The 14,737-nt window shown below is 72.5% G+C and carries 11 protein-coding genes; 4 read left to right on the top strand and 7 right to left on the bottom strand.

What is annotated here, in order from left to right; genetic code table 11:
• Window positions 1-92: 92 nt before the first annotated feature.
• The 4 genes from EF387_RS34920 to EF387_RS34905 all read left to right on the top strand — a co-directional run bounded on the left by EF387_RS34920 (window position 93) and on the right by EF387_RS34905 (window position 4,248).
• Window positions 93-539 (top strand): DUF5959 family protein, encoded by a 447-nt coding sequence (locus tag EF387_RS34920; protein ID WP_128380603.1) that lies wholly within the window; start codon window positions 93-95, stop codon window positions 537-539.
• Window positions 540-782: 243 nt separating this feature from the next.
• A complete protein-coding gene (locus EF387_RS34915; protein ID WP_128380602.1) occupies window positions 783-2,720 on the top strand; it encodes a hypothetical protein in 1,938 nt (645 codons plus the stop codon).
• Window positions 2,721-3,223: 503 nt separating this feature from the next.
• Window positions 3,224-3,505, top strand: coding sequence for a PadR family transcriptional regulator (locus EF387_RS34910; RefSeq protein ID WP_420802656.1), 282 nt, complete (start codon window positions 3,224-3,226; stop codon window positions 3,503-3,505).
• Window positions 3,502-4,248, top strand: a complete 747-nt coding sequence (locus EF387_RS34905) for an HAAS signaling domain-containing protein (RefSeq protein ID WP_128380600.1) — start codon at window positions 3,502-3,504, stop codon at window positions 4,246-4,248. Before EF387_RS34910 ends, EF387_RS34905 begins: the two co-directional genes overlap by 4 nt.
• A gap of 9 nt (window positions 4,249-4,257) precedes the next feature.
• On the opposite strand, the gene EF387_RS34900 is transcribed toward EF387_RS34905, so the two are convergent.
• The 7 genes from EF387_RS34900 to EF387_RS34870 form a co-directional block, all read right to left on the bottom strand.
• A complete protein-coding gene (locus EF387_RS34900) occupies window positions 4,258-4,752 on the bottom strand; it encodes an endo-1,4-beta-xylanase (protein ID WP_238431863.1) in 495 nt (164 codons plus the stop codon).
• Window positions 4,753-4,819: 67 nt separating this feature from the next.
• On the bottom strand, window positions 4,820-9,463 hold the full coding sequence (locus EF387_RS34895; RefSeq protein WP_238431862.1) for a cation-translocating P-type ATPase: 4,644 nt from the start codon (window positions 9,461-9,463) through the stop codon (window positions 4,820-4,822).
• A 384-nt stretch (window positions 9,464-9,847) separates the two neighbouring features.
• The gene (gene pstB / locus EF387_RS34890; protein ID WP_128380599.1) at window positions 9,848-10,792 is read right to left on the bottom strand and encodes a phosphate ABC transporter ATP-binding protein PstB; all 945 of its coding nucleotides are present in this window, start codon (window positions 10,790-10,792) and stop codon (window positions 9,848-9,850) included.
• A 5-nt stretch (window positions 10,793-10,797) separates the two neighbouring features.
• A complete protein-coding gene (gene pstA / locus EF387_RS34885) occupies window positions 10,798-11,709 on the bottom strand; it encodes a phosphate ABC transporter permease PstA (protein WP_128380598.1) in 912 nt (303 codons plus the stop codon).
• Window positions 11,709-12,659, bottom strand: coding sequence for a phosphate ABC transporter permease subunit PstC (gene pstC / locus EF387_RS34880; RefSeq protein ID WP_128380597.1), 951 nt, complete (start codon window positions 12,657-12,659; stop codon window positions 11,709-11,711). The genes pstA and pstC overlap by 1 nt, the downstream gene beginning before the upstream one ends.
• Window positions 12,656-13,651, bottom strand: coding sequence for a PstS family phosphate ABC transporter substrate-binding protein (locus tag EF387_RS34875; RefSeq protein WP_128380596.1), 996 nt, complete (start codon window positions 13,649-13,651; stop codon window positions 12,656-12,658). Before EF387_RS34875 ends, pstC begins: the two co-directional genes overlap by 4 nt.
• Before the next feature lie 264 nt (window positions 13,652-13,915).
• Window positions 13,916-14,737 carry an ABC transporter permease gene (locus EF387_RS34870; RefSeq protein ID WP_128380595.1) on the bottom strand — a complete coding sequence of 274 codons (822 nt, stop codon included), beginning with the start codon at window positions 14,735-14,737 and terminating at the stop codon, window positions 13,916-13,918.

Below are 14,737 nucleotides of genomic sequence, written 5' to 3'. Positions count from 1 at the left end.
GCCACACTGGCAACTTCAGCCACGCAACCCCGCCCTCCATCCGCCGGCGGTGTCGGCGGGCCGTATACGTGAGTGGGAGGGAACGGGTGGGCATGGGTGGCAGCACAACCCAGGAGCGAACGATCGACCTGATTCGTCTGGAGGGCCACGGCAACAGCGTCGTCCTCCGGCTCACCGGCAGGGAACGGGGCCGGGAGCGGACCGCGTCCGATGCGCTGACCGGCGAGTTCCTGGTCGACACGCCCTTCGTACGCGGCAGCTGCGGGGTCTGGGTCTTCCCGGAGGACCTGCGGCGGTGGCAGGAGGCCCTCGACGCGCTCGACGCCGGCCAGGACATCGCATGGCGCGAAGGCGGCCGTGGCCCCGAGTTGTTCATCGACCGTGACGAGGACGACGAGCGGGTCCATGCCACGGTCAAGGACGCCTCGGCTTCCCTGACCGCGGTCACGGTGACCGTCCCGCTGGACGATGCCTGGTTCGACGACGCCTACGACCGCCTGGACCTGACCTGGCGGACGTGGCCCCTGACCGACGGCTGAAGCGCGAGGCTGAATGGCGAGGCTGACGGGCGAGGGTTGACGGGCGAGGACTGAAGGACACGCCAGGGGAGCCGGCGAGGGGAGACGGAGGGCGGCCGGGGAGTTAATGTTCGGGCACACTGCGGCCGGCGGACGCCCGGCCGTCGTCGCCGAAACGGTTGTGCGCGGTCGTGGGCCCGCACGGGAGGGACCGCTGTGGTGAGGATGCCTGCCGTGCTGGCGTTGCCCCGGCTTCTTCGGCACATGCCCGCGACCGGGGAGGGCATGCCCGCCGACGACGCCGTGGAACTGGACGCCCCGGAACCGGCGCTGCGGCCCGCACTGTCCGCGGCCCGGCGGGGCGAGTGGGAGCCGGCCGCCGCACTGCTGGCCCGGACCCGCTCGGACGCGGACTGGGACCGGCGCAGCGAGTACGTGGCGGACCTCGCCGACTGCGCGGTGCACCACGTCGGCTGGTTCGACGACTGGACCGGGGCGCGTCCCGGTGACCCGGACGCCGCGCTCGTACGGGCCGAACTGGCGATCCGGCGGGCCTGGGAGATACGCACCGCGGCACGCGCCCGCCATGTGTCGTCCGAGCAGTTCCGGGCGTTCCGGACGGTCCTGAAGGACGCCACGCCGGCCCTGCGGGTCGCCGCCGACCTCAACCCGGACGACCCGGGACCGTGGAAGACCGCGATCGCCCACGCGATGGGGCTGGGCGCGCCGCGCGAGGTCTTCGACGAGTACCTCGCCGAGGGACGGGCCCGCGACCCCTTCCACGTCGCGCTGCACTCCCGTGCCGTGCAGTACCTGGCGGCCAAGTGGTACGGCTCGCACACCGAGATGTTCGACTTCGCCGAGTCGGCCGCGGCCGCCGCCCCGGCGGGATCACTGCTCAAGGGACTGCCGATGCGGGCGGTCACCGAGTACGCCGTGGACTTCAAGGCGGGCGACCGCCGCGGACCGGTTCCCTGGTCCCGGGTGCAGGCGATCACGGCGGCCGGGCTGGCGCTCTCCACGGCGTACGGGCCGGGTGACCGGGACGCGGCCGGCTTCCGCAACCATCTGGCACTCGCCCTGATCCGCTCCGAACGCGCGGACCGGCATGCGGAGTCCCTGGAGGTCTTCCGGCTCATCGGCCCCCACGCCCGGAGCTTTCCGTGGGCCTACCTCGGGGACCCACGCGAGATCTTCCTGGTCATGCGCAAGGGAACCAGGACCGCCGTCGCGGCCGCCACCCCACTCAGGCGCACGGCTCGGGCAGCCGGCCGCGCCACGACACCGGGCCACGCCACGGCACCGGGCCACGCCCCGTCTGTCCACCCGCACCCGGCCCACCCTGGTCCAAACGGCGCCGACCGCGCCCCCGGAGCGACCGACGGCGCCGGGTCGGGGATGTACGCGGCGGCACACCCCGGTGGGTCCGGCGCGTCCGGTGGGCACGGCGCGAGCGATGGATCCGGTGCGAGCGGTGGATCCGGCACGAGCAATGGCTCCGGGGGTGCGAGCAATGGTTCCGGTGCGAGCAACGAACCCGGTGCAAGGGGAACCTTCAGGAGCCATGCGATAGCCCTGGCCGCGGCCCCCCTGCGGGAACTCGAGGAGGCCGTACTGCTCACCGGCACCACCTTGAGGCTGGCCCCCGCGCCGGGGGGCCGGACCTTCGTCGAGGCGGCGCCGTCGGCCGACGCCGGTCGGGGCGGGCGACCGGACACCCGGGCGCTGCTCCTCGGGGAAGGGGACCTGGTCCGGCTGGCCCGGCTGTTCAGCCGGGGCGAGCGGTGGCCGGTCGTGGTGGCCGCCCAGCGGGGCGACAGTTACGCGCTCACCGTGCTCCGCGACGGCCGGGAACTGGCCGGACATCTCTGGCCGGGAGCCGCCGAGATGCCGACGCAGGAGGAGGCGGCGAAGACGGCCGTGGCGTTGGCCGCGGCCCTCGGCGTCGCCGACCACCGGCCGCTCACGGCGGCCCTGCGCAGCACGGGCGATCCCCGCAGACATCTGGACGACGCGTTCTCGGCACTCGGACTGCCCCCGCTCCCGGATGGGTTCGGAAACCGGCCCGAGCCTCTGTCGGCCGTGCCGGGAGCGCGGGTGATGGTCCGCCGTTCCTTCTGGGCCGCGGTCAGGGAGACCTTCTCCTCCGGCTCCGACGACCGTGACAACGGCACCGCGAGCCGGCTCCCGCCCCTGACCTGAGACCGGCCGCCCGCCGGCCTTGGCGGTCTGAGGCGGACCGCCCGCTGAGCGTGGCCGCCCCAAGAGCTCCGGCGTCGGACGGGGGGAGGGGCTGTGTCACGAGGCGTCCCGCAGCCGGGCGTTCAGGAGACACCCGCAGCCGGGCATTCACGAGACGGCCCGGAGCCCGGCCCGGGGTTGGCTTCCGAGTCCGACCGGGGTTGCTTCCGAGTTGCTCCCCGGCCCGGGCGTCTTCTCGTCCGCGGAGAGGAAGACCTCGGCTCCCTGTCCGGCGCGGAGCGCCCGGCGACCGCACTCGCGTCGGCGCGCGACGTCGCTCCCTACTCGGCGTGCACACGCCCTGGTGACCAGCGACCGCCGCATGCCGCCGCGGTCGCTGGGGGCCGATGGGCTGGCGCTATGATCCACCGGCAGGTACCTTGTATCGCATGGTACTGCCGGGTGGAGCGCGTTCCGGAGTCAGCCAACTCCGGCGCGGGATCTTGCAATTCTGCGTCTTGGCCATGCTGCGTGACGGCGAGAAGTACGCCTTCGAGCTGGTGCGGGAACTGTGCGACGCCCATGGGCTCGTGACCAGCGAGGGCACCATCTATCCGCTGCTCTCACGGCTCCGTAAGGAAGGGTGGGTCAACACGGTCTGGAAGGAGTCCGACTCCGGACCCCCGCGCCGCTACTACACGCTGACCCCGACGGGGCGGCGGGCGCTCGCCGAGTTCGCCGAGGAGTGGGGGCCCTTCAAAACCGCTGTTGACGGCCTCTTGGACAGGGAGGGGAGCCGCGAGTGACATCGAGGCGAGATCGGCTGATAGACGAGTACCTGGACCGCTTCGACAACGCCTCTGTGTTCCTCGCTGCCGATCGGCGCGAGGAACTCAGGCAGGAGATCGTCGAGCACATCGACGCGGGCCTCGAAGAGGCGGACGCACGGCACGCCGAGGCGGTCCGCGCCGTCCTCGAGCGGCTGGGGCCTCCGGCGGACATCGTGGCCGCCGAGTTGGGCGGCCCCAGGTCCACCGGCTCCACTCCGGTGGTCGAACAACCCCTCTCCGTGGCCGAGTTGGCGGGTGAGCAACAGCCCGGCCGCGAAGACGGGGACCACCAGGAACCGCGGGACCAAGGCACCGTGCCTCCGGCCGCTTCATCCCCGGCCGTCGCGCTTCCGCCCCCTTCACCTCCGCCCGTTGCGCCCCCGGTCGCTCCACCTCCGGCCTTCGCGCCCCCGGTGACCGTGTCCCCGGTCGCTGCGCCGGGTGCGCGAAAGGGAGTGATGCTCCTGATCGGGGCGGCGGTGGCGGCGGTGTTCGTCGTCGGTGTGCTGGCCGTCTCGTTCTCCGCGAGCGACGACGGTGGTCCGGCGCAGCAGTATCCGTCCGTCCAGGAGGCGCAGCCCAGCGCCTCGTCCCCGGGCGAGGAGACCGCCACCGATGCGCCGAGCGGATCGCCCACGGATGGTCAGTACGCCCCGACGCTCACGCCCTCCGACGAGCCTTCCGAGCCCGCGGACGAGCCGACGGCGTCGGCTACCTGAGGACGACGGTCACGCGGCCTGGTTGACCCCGTTCGACAGGCCGGTGTACGCGGGCTTCGACGCGTAGCGCTCGTCGTAGGGCAAGGCCGCGCCGTAGCCGTTGAAGGTGCCCGGGATCCACGAGTGCTTGTCGGTGAGGCCCCAGACGGTGACGCCCGCGCAGTGGGGGACGCCGAGGCAGTTCTCGGACGCCGTCTTGTGGTCGGCGGACTGCTGCCGGAGTTCCGCGGCGGAGGCCGGGAGTTGGACGCGGACGTCCAGCTCCGTGATGGAGACCTCCAGACCGAGGTCCGAGAACCGCTTCGGATTGGCCTGCTGAGCGGCCCGTCGGCGACGGCGGCACCGATCCGCACGCCGCATCGCGTCGGCGTGACCGCGCAGGGTGGTGGCCGCGTCCGCCGACGACAGGGGCAGCGCCACGGCCGCGGCGGAGACCAGGGCGCCGAAGGACAGGAGGGCGCGGCGGGACCGGACGGACCGGCGGGATCTGGGTGACTGTCGCACGGCTCTCCTCGCGAGGGTCGGGTGACTTCCTGTCCCCTTGTCGCCGCCCTCCGCGAGGAGGTTGCCGTCAGTTCCTCGGAGGTGACTGCGTCCGTCGGTCGTTGTGCGGGCCGAAGAGGAGGTGCCAGACGGCGGGCAGCACTACGGAGGCCGCGGCCGCCGACGCCGCGATCCCCCAGCCCGCGGGGCCGAGGGGCCTGCTGCCGAAGAAGGTACTGACGCCGGGCACGGACACCACCAGGGCCAGTACCACCAGGGAACCCAGGGCGGCGAGAGCCACCACCGGGTCCCGGCCCGCGTCGGCCAGCGTCTGCAGCAGTTGTGAGGCGACCAGCGCGACCAACGCGACGGTGTCGGCACGGGACCGGGTGCCCGTGGCCCGGGCCACGGCCCAGGCACCGCCCGCCGCCGCGGCGGTGAGGGTGGCCCGCAGCCGGATGTGGCGGGTGAGGGCCTTCCCCAGGGACGCCTCGGGTCCCTCCGCGAGCAGCCTCCGTGACTGGCCGGCCGGCGGCCGGGCCGCGATGGCCATCGCGGGAAGCATGTCGGTGAGCAGGTTGACCAGCAGGAGCTGACGCGCGTTCAGCGCGCTGCGCCCCGTGAGCATGCTCGTCGCCAGGACGAAGGCGATCTCTCCGAGATTGCCGCCCAGCAGGATGCCCAGCGCCTTGCGGACCGAGGCCCACATGGCCCGGCCCTCCACGATGGCGTCGACGATGGTCTCGAGCCGGTCGTCGGTGACCACGACGTCGGCGGCGGTGCGGGCCGCGGGGGTCGCCTGCGAGCCGATGGCGATGCCGACGTCGGCAATCCGGATGGCCGGCGCGTCATTGGCCCCGTCGCCCGTCACGGCGACGACCGAACCGGCCCTGCGCAACGCCGCGACGATCCGTACCTTGTGGGCGGGGGTGACCCGGGCGAAGACAGTGACCCGCGGCAGCACCTCGGCGAGCGCGGCGTCGTCCATGGCGTCGAGCTCGGCCCCGGTCATCAGCCTCGGCTCCCGGTCGGGCCGCGGCTGCAACTCGCCGGCGATCGCGGTGGCGGTGCTGGGGTGGTCTCCCGTGATCATGACGATGCGTACCCCCGCCTGGGCCAGCCGGTTGACGCTCTCGGCGGCGGTGCCCCGGACCGGATCCGCCAGGCCGAGCAGCCCCAGCAGGCACAGCCCGTCCACGTCCGCGTCCTCGAGGTGTGCACCGTGTCCGTCGGGGCCGCCGTCGGCGGGGCCGTCGCGGGTGCCGGTGGGCGGTACGCGTTCGGCGACCGCGAGGACCCGCAGTCCACGCCGGGCGTGCGCTTCGATCTCCTGCTCGATGCGTTCGCGCAGGTCCGCGCCGAAGGACACGACGACGCCGCCGCGGCGGATCTGTGCACAGCGGGCGAGGACGACTTCCGGGGCGCCCTTGACGACAAGCCGCCGTTCGCCGTCGGAGTGGCCGAGCACGGCGTGGTAGCCGCGTCCCGGCTCGAAGGGCAGCTCCGCCGCCCGCTCCCAGGACGCCGAGGGCAGTTCGGCCGCCTGTGCCGGTGTGGTGCCGAGCCGATCGCCGGCGGTGGCGATGGCACGGTCGGTGAGGTGGCTGAGGCCGGAGGCCGGGCCCGGCGGACCCGCGAGGACCGCCGTGGCGACCACGCGGCGCAGCGCCGGGGTGAGCCGGTCGGGCGGCTGCCGGTCCTGGCTGTCGGACACCTGACGGAGGCTGATCCTGCCCTCGGTGAGGGTCCCGGTCTTGTCGAAGCACAACACGTCGGTGCGGCCGAGCGCCTCGATGGTGGGGGCGCTGCGGACGAGGGTGTTGCGGGTGGACAGCCGTCGTGCCGCGGCCAGTTCGGCGACGGTGGCGACGAAGGGCAGCCCCTCGGGAACGGCGGCGACGCACAGGCTGACCGCGGTGCCCAGAGCGGCACCCAGCGGCCGTCCGCGCAGCAGGTCGGCCGCGAAGAGGACGACGCCCGCGGCGATGGACAGCGGCAGGAACCAACGGCCCAGGGCCTTCAGACGGTGCTCGACGCCGGTCTCGGAGGGTTCGGCCTCCGGTGCCCCGAGTGCGGCACTCCCCGCCTCCGTGCCGGCCCCGGTGGCGACGACCACCGCGACCGCGCTGCCGGCCGCCACGGTGGTGCCCTCGTAGAGCATGGAGCGCCGGTCCGCGACCACTCGGGCCGACGTCGGCTGGGGGGACTTCGCCACGGGCTGGGATTCGCCGGTGAGGCTGGACTCGTCCGCCTCCAGGCCCCTCGCGTGTATCACCCGGCAGTCGGCCGGCACCGCGTCGCCGGAGTGCAACTCGATCACATCGCCGCGCACCAGGTGCTCGGCGGTGGTCTCCTTGGTGCCGTCCCGGCCGGCCCGGCGCAGCCGTACCCGGGCCGAGGCCGCCTCGACGAGCCGGTCCGCCGCACGGTCGGCCCCCACCCGCTGTGCTCCGCCGACCAGCGCGTCGACGCCGAGGACACCGCCGATGAGTACCGCGTCCACCACGGAGCCGAGGGCGGCCGCGACCCCGCCGCCGATCGCGAGGACGGGAGTGAGCGGGTTGGCCAGTTCCTCGACGACCCGGCCGGCCAGGGTGACCGCGCCGGTGGGCCCGTTGCCTGTCTCCAGACGGCGGCGCCGCGTCGCCTCAGCCTCGTCGAGCCCCCGGGCCGAGGTACCCAGCCGCGCCACCACCTGACGGACCGTCATGGCGTGCCAGGGGGTGTGCTCCACGGCGGCCGGGACCGGCCGGGCGCGCAGTGTCCACCCCGCCCACAGGCCCGCCGCGGTCCCGGCCGTGGTCACGGCGTCGGCCACCAGGCGGGCGCGGGTCCAGGCGCCCGGGAGGGGGACGGCGAGCGCGAGGCCCGCTGCCGCGAGGGCCCCGGCCGCCTCCATCCGTGCGACCAGCAGGCTCAGCCGGCGTGCCTCGGGCACGGCGCCGAGCAGCAGGTGCGCGAGCTCGGGCGGGCCGGCGACGTCGCAGTCCCACGGCACTCGGCGGCCACCGGCCGTCACCCCGACGCCGAGGTCCGCCCGCGCCAGGGCACGTTCCGCCCGGGTCGCGACCACGGCCACCCCCCGTCCGTCCGCCTGGAGGGACCGGACCAGCGCGGCGGTGCGGGTGCCGCCGGTGGGTGCGGCCTCGTCCAGCCCGAACCGGCGGTGCAGTCCCTCCGGGCCTCCCACGAGCAGTACCCGGCCGCAGTCGCGGGCGGCCCGCACCAGGGGCTCGGCCAGTGGGTGCAGTTCCGGCACCAGTCCGGTGACGGCGACGGGCGTGCCGTATCGGATGACGAGCAGAACTCTGGCGCCCTGCTCGGCCCAGCGCCGGGCCAGGGCCGCCGTCTCCTCGGGCAGGGGCTGCTCGGGCGGGATCCCCTGGGGCAGGGGCTGCTCGGGCGGGATCTCCCGGGGCAGGGCCCGCTCTGACGGGATCCCCCCGGGCGATGGGGCGCCGGCCGCGGTTCTGCCGGGGGCCGAGTCCGAAGCCGGGGCGAGCGGGCGCAGGAGCCAACCGTCGGCTTCCTGGGGGCGGGCCAGGTCGGCGTCGTCGATCAGCTCGTGGATGCGTGCGTGGAGCTCGTCGTCGTCCGGCCCTCCGCCCCCCTCGTCCTGCTCGGCGGCCGGTCCCGGTGGGCCGCCGGCCGGCGTGGTGCGCTCCAGCATCCCGACCGTCCACCGGCCGGTCGCCAGCATCCGGGCGTCCAGGACCACCGTGTCGAGGCGGTCGAGGCGGCGCAGCGCCTCCGGTCGCAGCACCAGCGCCCCGCGTTCGGACGCGGTCCGTGACACGGCCGCCGCGAACGCCTCCCGACCGAACCTGGGGCCCCGGGGCGTGCCCGCGATCAGCAGGGCGAGGGCCCGGTCATGGCTGAGCGGCCCGGCCACCGTGAGCCCGTACGCGGCGAGCGCCACCGGGACCGCCATTTTGGCGTACCGCTCGCCGGCCCCCGGTGGGAGCGCCGCGGGCCGCTCGAAGGCCGGCAGGGCGTCGTGCCGGTACGCCGCCTCACGGGTGCCCAGCCGCCGCGCCCAGTCCTGCCAGGTGGCGTTGCGGGCCCGTACCTCGGCGTACCGGGCACCGGCGAGGACGGCGGACACCGCGGTGCCGACGGGCCGGAAGGTCAGGGTCGTGGCGAGAAGGCCGGCCGTGCCCCAGACGCGGTCCGTGGCAGCGGCGCCGAACCGACGGGCGGCACTCTCCCGCAGCCACGGAGTGGCCTCCGTGATCTGGACCGTGGCCGGAACGAGCGGGGACAGTCCGCGCAGCCGCGCGGCCCGGCCCACCACCGCGACGCCGAAAGCCGTCAGGCCGACAACGAGCTGGAAGGCCGCGCCGATGGTCGCCCGGGGGTCGCCGGGGGAACCGGCCGCTCGGGGCCGGCGCTCCTCGCCCGCACCCGGGCGCCCGTCCGTTGCCCGTCCCGCCGCCGGCTCCGCAGCCGCCGTGTCGGCTTCTGCGACGAGACGTACGACGCCCGCCACGTCGGTCGTGGCGGGGGCGCAGCCGACGTACACACAGCCGAGCGTGCCGTTCACCTCGGCCCGCGCCACCCCGGCCACGTCCGCGGTGAGCCGGGTCTCGAGCTCGCGTGCCGCCCGTGCCGTTCCCGGTCTGCCCAGATGGCGGGTCTCGATCTGCACGCCTCCGGGGGCTTCCCAGAACCGGGGGGTGCGCGACGGCAGGAACACCCCGAGCGCTCTCACCCCGGAGGGAAGCGCGCTCACCGCTCGCAAGGACGTCCGGACCGCTCCCACGGAAGTCCGGACCGTCCTGGCCGGCAATGACCCGATCACACGGCCTCCGCGATGGAGGACAGGGGCAGAGGGGGTGACGCCATGTCATGAGGGCGTCTTGAAGGCGCTCAGTCCCGGACGCCGAGGGGCTCCGGACGCCGAGGCTCAGGACGCCGACGTGGCACGACGTGCTCCGTAACCAGTATGACCGTGGCACGTGGTGCCGTCCTGCTGAGACCGGCCGGAGCCCTCGGAAGCGCGCTCCGGCCGGTGATCCGGGCCGCGGTGGGAGTCGATCGTGCGGCGACCGCCGGCCCGTCGCGCGATGGATGCCGGCCCGCGCAGGACGGACCGTCAGGCGGCGGTACGCGGCCGTCAGCCGAAGCGGCCGGAAATGTAGTCCTCGGTGCGCTGGTCGGAGGGGTTGGAGAAGATCCGGGCGGTTTCGTCGTACTCGACCAGCCTGCCGTGCCGCACGCCCGCCTCGTCGATGTCGGAGGTGAAGAACGCGGTGCGGTGCGAGACGCGGGCGGCTTGCTGCATGTTGTGGGTGACGACGATGATGGTGAACTCCTGCGCAAGGTGCTCCATCAGGTCCTCGATCTTCGCGGTGGCGATCGGGTCGAGGGCCGAGCAGGGCTCGTCCATCAGGATCACCTCGGGTTTGACCGCGATCGTGCGGGCGATGCACAGCCGCTGCTGCTGACCGCCGGACAGGGCCAGCGCGGAACGCTTGAGACCGGCCTTGACCTCGTCCCACAGCGCGGCGTGGGTCAGTGTCTCCTCGACCAGGTCGTCCAGGTTGCCCTTGAAGCCCCCGACCCGCGGCCCGTAGGCGATGTTGTCGTAGACGGACTTGGGGAACGGGTTGGGCTTCTGGAAGACCATGCCGATGCGCCGGCGGACCTCGATGGGGTCGACGTCGCGGCCGTACAGGTCCTCGTTGTGGTAGCGGATCTTGCCGGTGACGCGGGCGGTGGGGATGAGGTCGTTCATCCGGTTGAAGCAGCGGATCATGGTGGACTTGCCGCATCCGGACGGCCCGATCATCGCTGTGATCTGACGGTTCTCGATGGTCATGTTGACGTCGCGGACGGCTTCGTGGTCGCCGTAGAAGACCGACACACCACCGACCTCGAAGACCGGGACGCCGCTGGGCGGGCGGGCGTCGCGGAAGGCGACCCGGGGGGTCCTGCTGTCCGCCGGGCGGTCGGGGGCGGTGGCGGCCGGGCGGGCTCGCGCCGGGGTGGCGGTCGCCGCCTCGTGCGGGGCGGGGTCCGTACCCTCCACGGGATCGGGTCGGTCGGTCGCGTCGGTCATGGCGGTCACCAGCGGTGGGAGTAGTGGTTGCGCAGCCAGATGGCCAGCGAGTTCATCGCGAGCAGGATCACCAGCAGGACGACGATCGCGGCGGATGCCAGCGAGATGAACTCGGCGCGGGACTGGCTGATCCAGTTGAAGATCTGGATGGGGAGCACGGTGAACGGACTGTCCAGACCGCTCGGGTTGAAGGTGATGAAGGCCAGTCCGCCGAGCAGCAGCAGCGGGGCGGCCTCGCCGATGGCCCGGGACAGGGCGAGGATCGAGCCGGTGGCCATGCCGGGCACGGCGGCCGGCAGGACCTGCCGTCGGATGGTCTGCCACCGGGTGGCTCCCAGCGCCAGGGAGGCTTCCCGGATGGACTGCGGTACGGCCCTGATCGCCTCCCGGGCCGCGATGATCACGGTGGGCAGGACCAGCAGCGAGAGCGTGAGGGACGCCGTCAGCACGGTCTGCCCGAAGCCCATGCCCCGGGCGATGATGCCGAGCCCCAGGATTCCGTAGACGATCGAGGGAACGGCGGCGAGGTTCTGAATGTTGATCTCGACCACGCGGTTGTACCAGCGGTGGGGGTCGGCGTACTCCTCCAGATAGATGGCGGTGAGGATGCCGGTGGGCAGGCAGTACAGGGCGGTGAAGGCGATCACCCAGATCGTGCCCATGACCGCCGACTGGGCGCCGGCGTTCGACGGGTCGATGATGTCGGGGAAATGCGTGAGGATCCGCAGGTCGAGACGGGGCCATGCCTCCACGACCACGTAGACCAGCAGCGAGGCGAGGAAGACCACCCCGACGGCGAGCGACGCCCACAGACCCAGTTGGAACAGGCGTTCCCGCCAGGGAACGCCCCGGCCCTCCAGCCGGCGTCCCTCCGGCAGAGCGGCGGCGGTGTCCTCGTCGAGGAGCCCGGAACCCATTACTCGTACACCTCCCGGTATCTGCGCACCAGGCGGATGCTGACCAGGTTCATCACCAGAGTCATGACGAACAGCAGCGAGCCCACCGCGAAGATCGTCTGGTAGCCCGTGGAGCCGGTCGGCAGGTCGCCGATGCCCGCCGCCGCGATGAAGGCGGTCATGGTTTGCATGCCTTCGAGCGGGTCGAAGGAGAGATTGGGCCGTCCGCCCGCGGCCACCGCGACGATCATCGTCTCGCCGATCGCCCGGGAGATACCGAGGACGACGGCGGCGACGATGCCGGACAGCGCGGCGGGGAAGACCACCTTGGTGGACACCTGCATCCGCGAGGAACCGAGCGCGAAGGCGCCGTCGCGCAGGTCCTGCGGTACGGCGCTCATCGCGTCCTCGGACAGCGAGGCGACGGTCGGGATGATCATGATGCCCATGACGAAGCCCGCCGACAGGGCGTTGAAGACCTGTGGGCCGTCGTCGCCGGGCCAGATGTCCTGCAGCAGCGGGGTGACGGCCTTCAGCGCGAAGAAGCCGTAGACGACGGTCGGGATGCCCGCGAGGACCTCCAGCACCGGCTTGAAGACGCTGCGGACGCGGGGCCGGGCGTACTCGCTCAGATACACCGCCGCGCCCAGCCCCAGCGGAACGGCGACCAGCAGGGCGATGACCGTCACCATCAGCGTGGCGGTGACCAGCGGCAGCACACCGAAGTGCGGCGGTTTGAACAGCGGTGACCACTCGGTGCCGGTGATGAAGTCGCCGAAGCTCACCTTCTGGAAGAACTCGGCGGCCGGCGGGATCAGGGCGATGACGATGCCGACGGTGGTGAGCACCGACACCAGCGAGGCGGCGGCCAGGAGCACCATCACGACCTTTTCGCCGTGACGCGGCTGGGACCGCTTCAGAAAGCCGGAACTTCCCGCGGCGGCCCGCTCGCGCCTCCTGGGCCCCGTCATGACCCTTGTTGCTCCTTCAGCCGCTGCAGATCGTCCTTCAGCTGGGTGTTCTGCTGAGGGTTGAGCGGCACGAACAGGGCCTTCTCGGCGATCTCGGCGTTGTTCTCGACGTAGTAGTCCACGAACGCCTCGACCTCGGGCTTGGCCATCGAGGAGGCCTTCGGGTAGATGAACAGCGGCCGGGACAGCGGCTTGTAGGTGCCGTTCTGGACGGTCTGCGCGGTGGGCTCGACACAGCCGTCACCGCCGTCGATCTTGACGACGTTCAGCTCGTCCTTGTTCTCCTCGTAGTACGACAGACCGAAGTAGCCCATGCCGCCCCGGGACCCGGCGATGCCCTGCACGACGACGTTGTCGTCCTCGCTGGGGCTGTAGTCCGTGCGGGAGGCGCCCTCCTCACCGTTGATGGTCTCGGTGAAGTAGTCGAAGGTGCCCGAGTCGGTGCCGGGGCCGAACAGCTCCAGTTCCTCGTCCGGGAAGTCGGGATCGACCTGGTTCCAGTTCTTGATGTCGGAGCCCGGTTCCCAGATCCTGCGCAGCTGCTCCACGGTGAGGCACTTGGCGAAGTCGTTGTCCTTGTTCACCACGACGGACAGGCCGTCGTTGGCGATCCGGAGCTGCTGGTAGGTGATGTCGTTGTCCGCGCAGGCACGCTTCTCGTCGTCCTCGATGGGGCGGGAGGCGTCAGAGATGTCGGTCTCGCCCGCGCAGAACTTCTCGAAGCCGCCGCCGGTGCCCGAGGTGCCGACGGTGACCCTCACCCCGGGATTCTCTCCCTGGAACAGCTGGGCGGCCGCGCTGGTGAGCGGGGCCACCGTGCTGGACCCGTCCACCCTGACGGTGCCGGAGAGCTGCCGGGCGGCCGCACCGTTGCCGCTCGCGTCCGTGCCGGACGTGCCGCAGCCGCTCACGGCCGGCACCAGGGCCGCGGTCAGGGCCGCGGTCACGGCTGCGGGGGCGGTGGTCCGGCGCAAGGGAGTGCGCATGTTCATGTGACTCTCGATCCTTGTGTCTGCCGGAACACCGGCCTTGCGAATAAGGCTCGAATAGCACTATCCGGACATTTAGATCAAAGTGCGCGTGTATGAAGGGAAGGGGTGATATGCGCAATAAAAACATGAACGGCGTCTTATCGCTTCCGGTGTGCGCTCCGTCGCGGAGACGGTTGCCGAACAATTGTGCGACCGCGGTGCGGCGGGGGTGGTCGTGCGCACGGCCCGGCCACCCCCGCCCTGTCGCCTACTGTCCGGCGACCGTCACCCGTTCACCCCCGTGTAGTGCTTCAGGCTCCACGACCACAGCAGCCGCGACAGGAGGTACAGGCCGAGCCCGATCAGCGGCGACGCCGCCGCCAGCCACATCGGCACACCCAGTGCCGAACCGTGCCCGGTCAGCACACCGGCCGGGAAGTACGCCACGAACGCCAGCGGCAGCCCGAACGTCAGCAGCCACGACAGGGCCTTCGGCAGCACGTTCAGCGGATACGACCCGAACGTGCCCAGCAGCTCCTCCAGCCAGCGACTCCAGTACTGCGCGGCCGGATAGCGCAGCGACGCGGACCCCATCGCCGTGAACAGCGCGGCCTCGACGAGCATCCCGCCGAGCACACCGGCGATCAGGAACGCGATCCGCCCGGCCGTCCACTCCTGCGAGCTGCGGACGAGCGCGCCGATGAACAGCGCCACCGCCACCGTCAGGTCACCGATCGCGTTGGTCGGGAAGAAGGAGAGCTGCACCTGCCGGTGCACCGGCATCGGCCGCAGCAGGAAGGCGTCGATCACACCCTCCTGCACCCGGTACGCCAGCGCGTGCATCCGCCCGAGGAACAGCACGAACAGTCCGTGCGCCATCATCCGCATCGCGGCGATCAGCAGCACGTCCGCGCTGTCCCAGCCGCCCATCCCGGAGAACCGGGTCAGCAGCACCGTCGCGAACACGATCACCGACACCTGCCAGATCGCCCCGATGGCGATCATCAACAGGAACTCGGCGCGGTACTCCAGCTGTGCGCGGAAGTTGAGCTTGGTGATGCGCCACGCGACACGCACGGCGTTCCACGGAGCGCTCCTGTGGTCCAT

The organism is Streptomyces cavernae (assembly GCF_004023625.1).
In the GTDB taxonomy this organism is placed as follows: Bacteria; Actinomycetota; Actinomycetes; order Streptomycetales; family Streptomycetaceae; genus Streptomyces; species Streptomyces cavernae.
This window is presented reverse-complemented; position numbering and strand designations above follow the sequence as displayed.

Bases quoted from the DNA above. Each gene is read 5' to 3' on its own strand.
- EF387_RS34875 (WP_128380596.1), bottom strand. From the start codon at position 13,651: ATGAACATGCGCACTCCCTTGCGCCGGACCACCGCCCCCGCAGCCGTG.
- pstB (WP_128380599.1), bottom strand. From the start codon at position 10,792: ATGACCGACGCGACCGACCGACCCGATCCCGTGGAGGGTACGGACCCC.
- pstA (WP_128380598.1), bottom strand. From the start codon at position 11,709: ATGGGTTCCGGGCTCCTCGACGAGGACACCGCCGCCGCTCTGCCGGAG.
- pstC (WP_128380597.1), bottom strand. From the start codon at position 12,659: ATGACGGGGCCCAGGAGGCGCGAGCGGGCCGCCGCGGGAAGTTCCGGC.
- EF387_RS34920 (WP_128380603.1), top strand. From the start codon at position 93: ATGGGTGGCAGCACAACCCAGGAGCGAACGATCGACCTGATTCGTCTG.
- EF387_RS34915 (WP_128380602.1), top strand. From the start codon at position 783: ATGCCCGCGACCGGGGAGGGCATGCCCGCCGACGACGCCGTGGAACTG.
- EF387_RS34870 (WP_128380595.1), bottom strand. From the start codon at position 14,737: ATGGACCACAGGAGCGCTCCGTGGAACGCCGTGCGTGTCGCGTGGCGC.
- EF387_RS34910 (WP_420802656.1), top strand. From the start codon at position 3,224: ATGCTGCGTGACGGCGAGAAGTACGCCTTCGAGCTGGTGCGGGAACTG.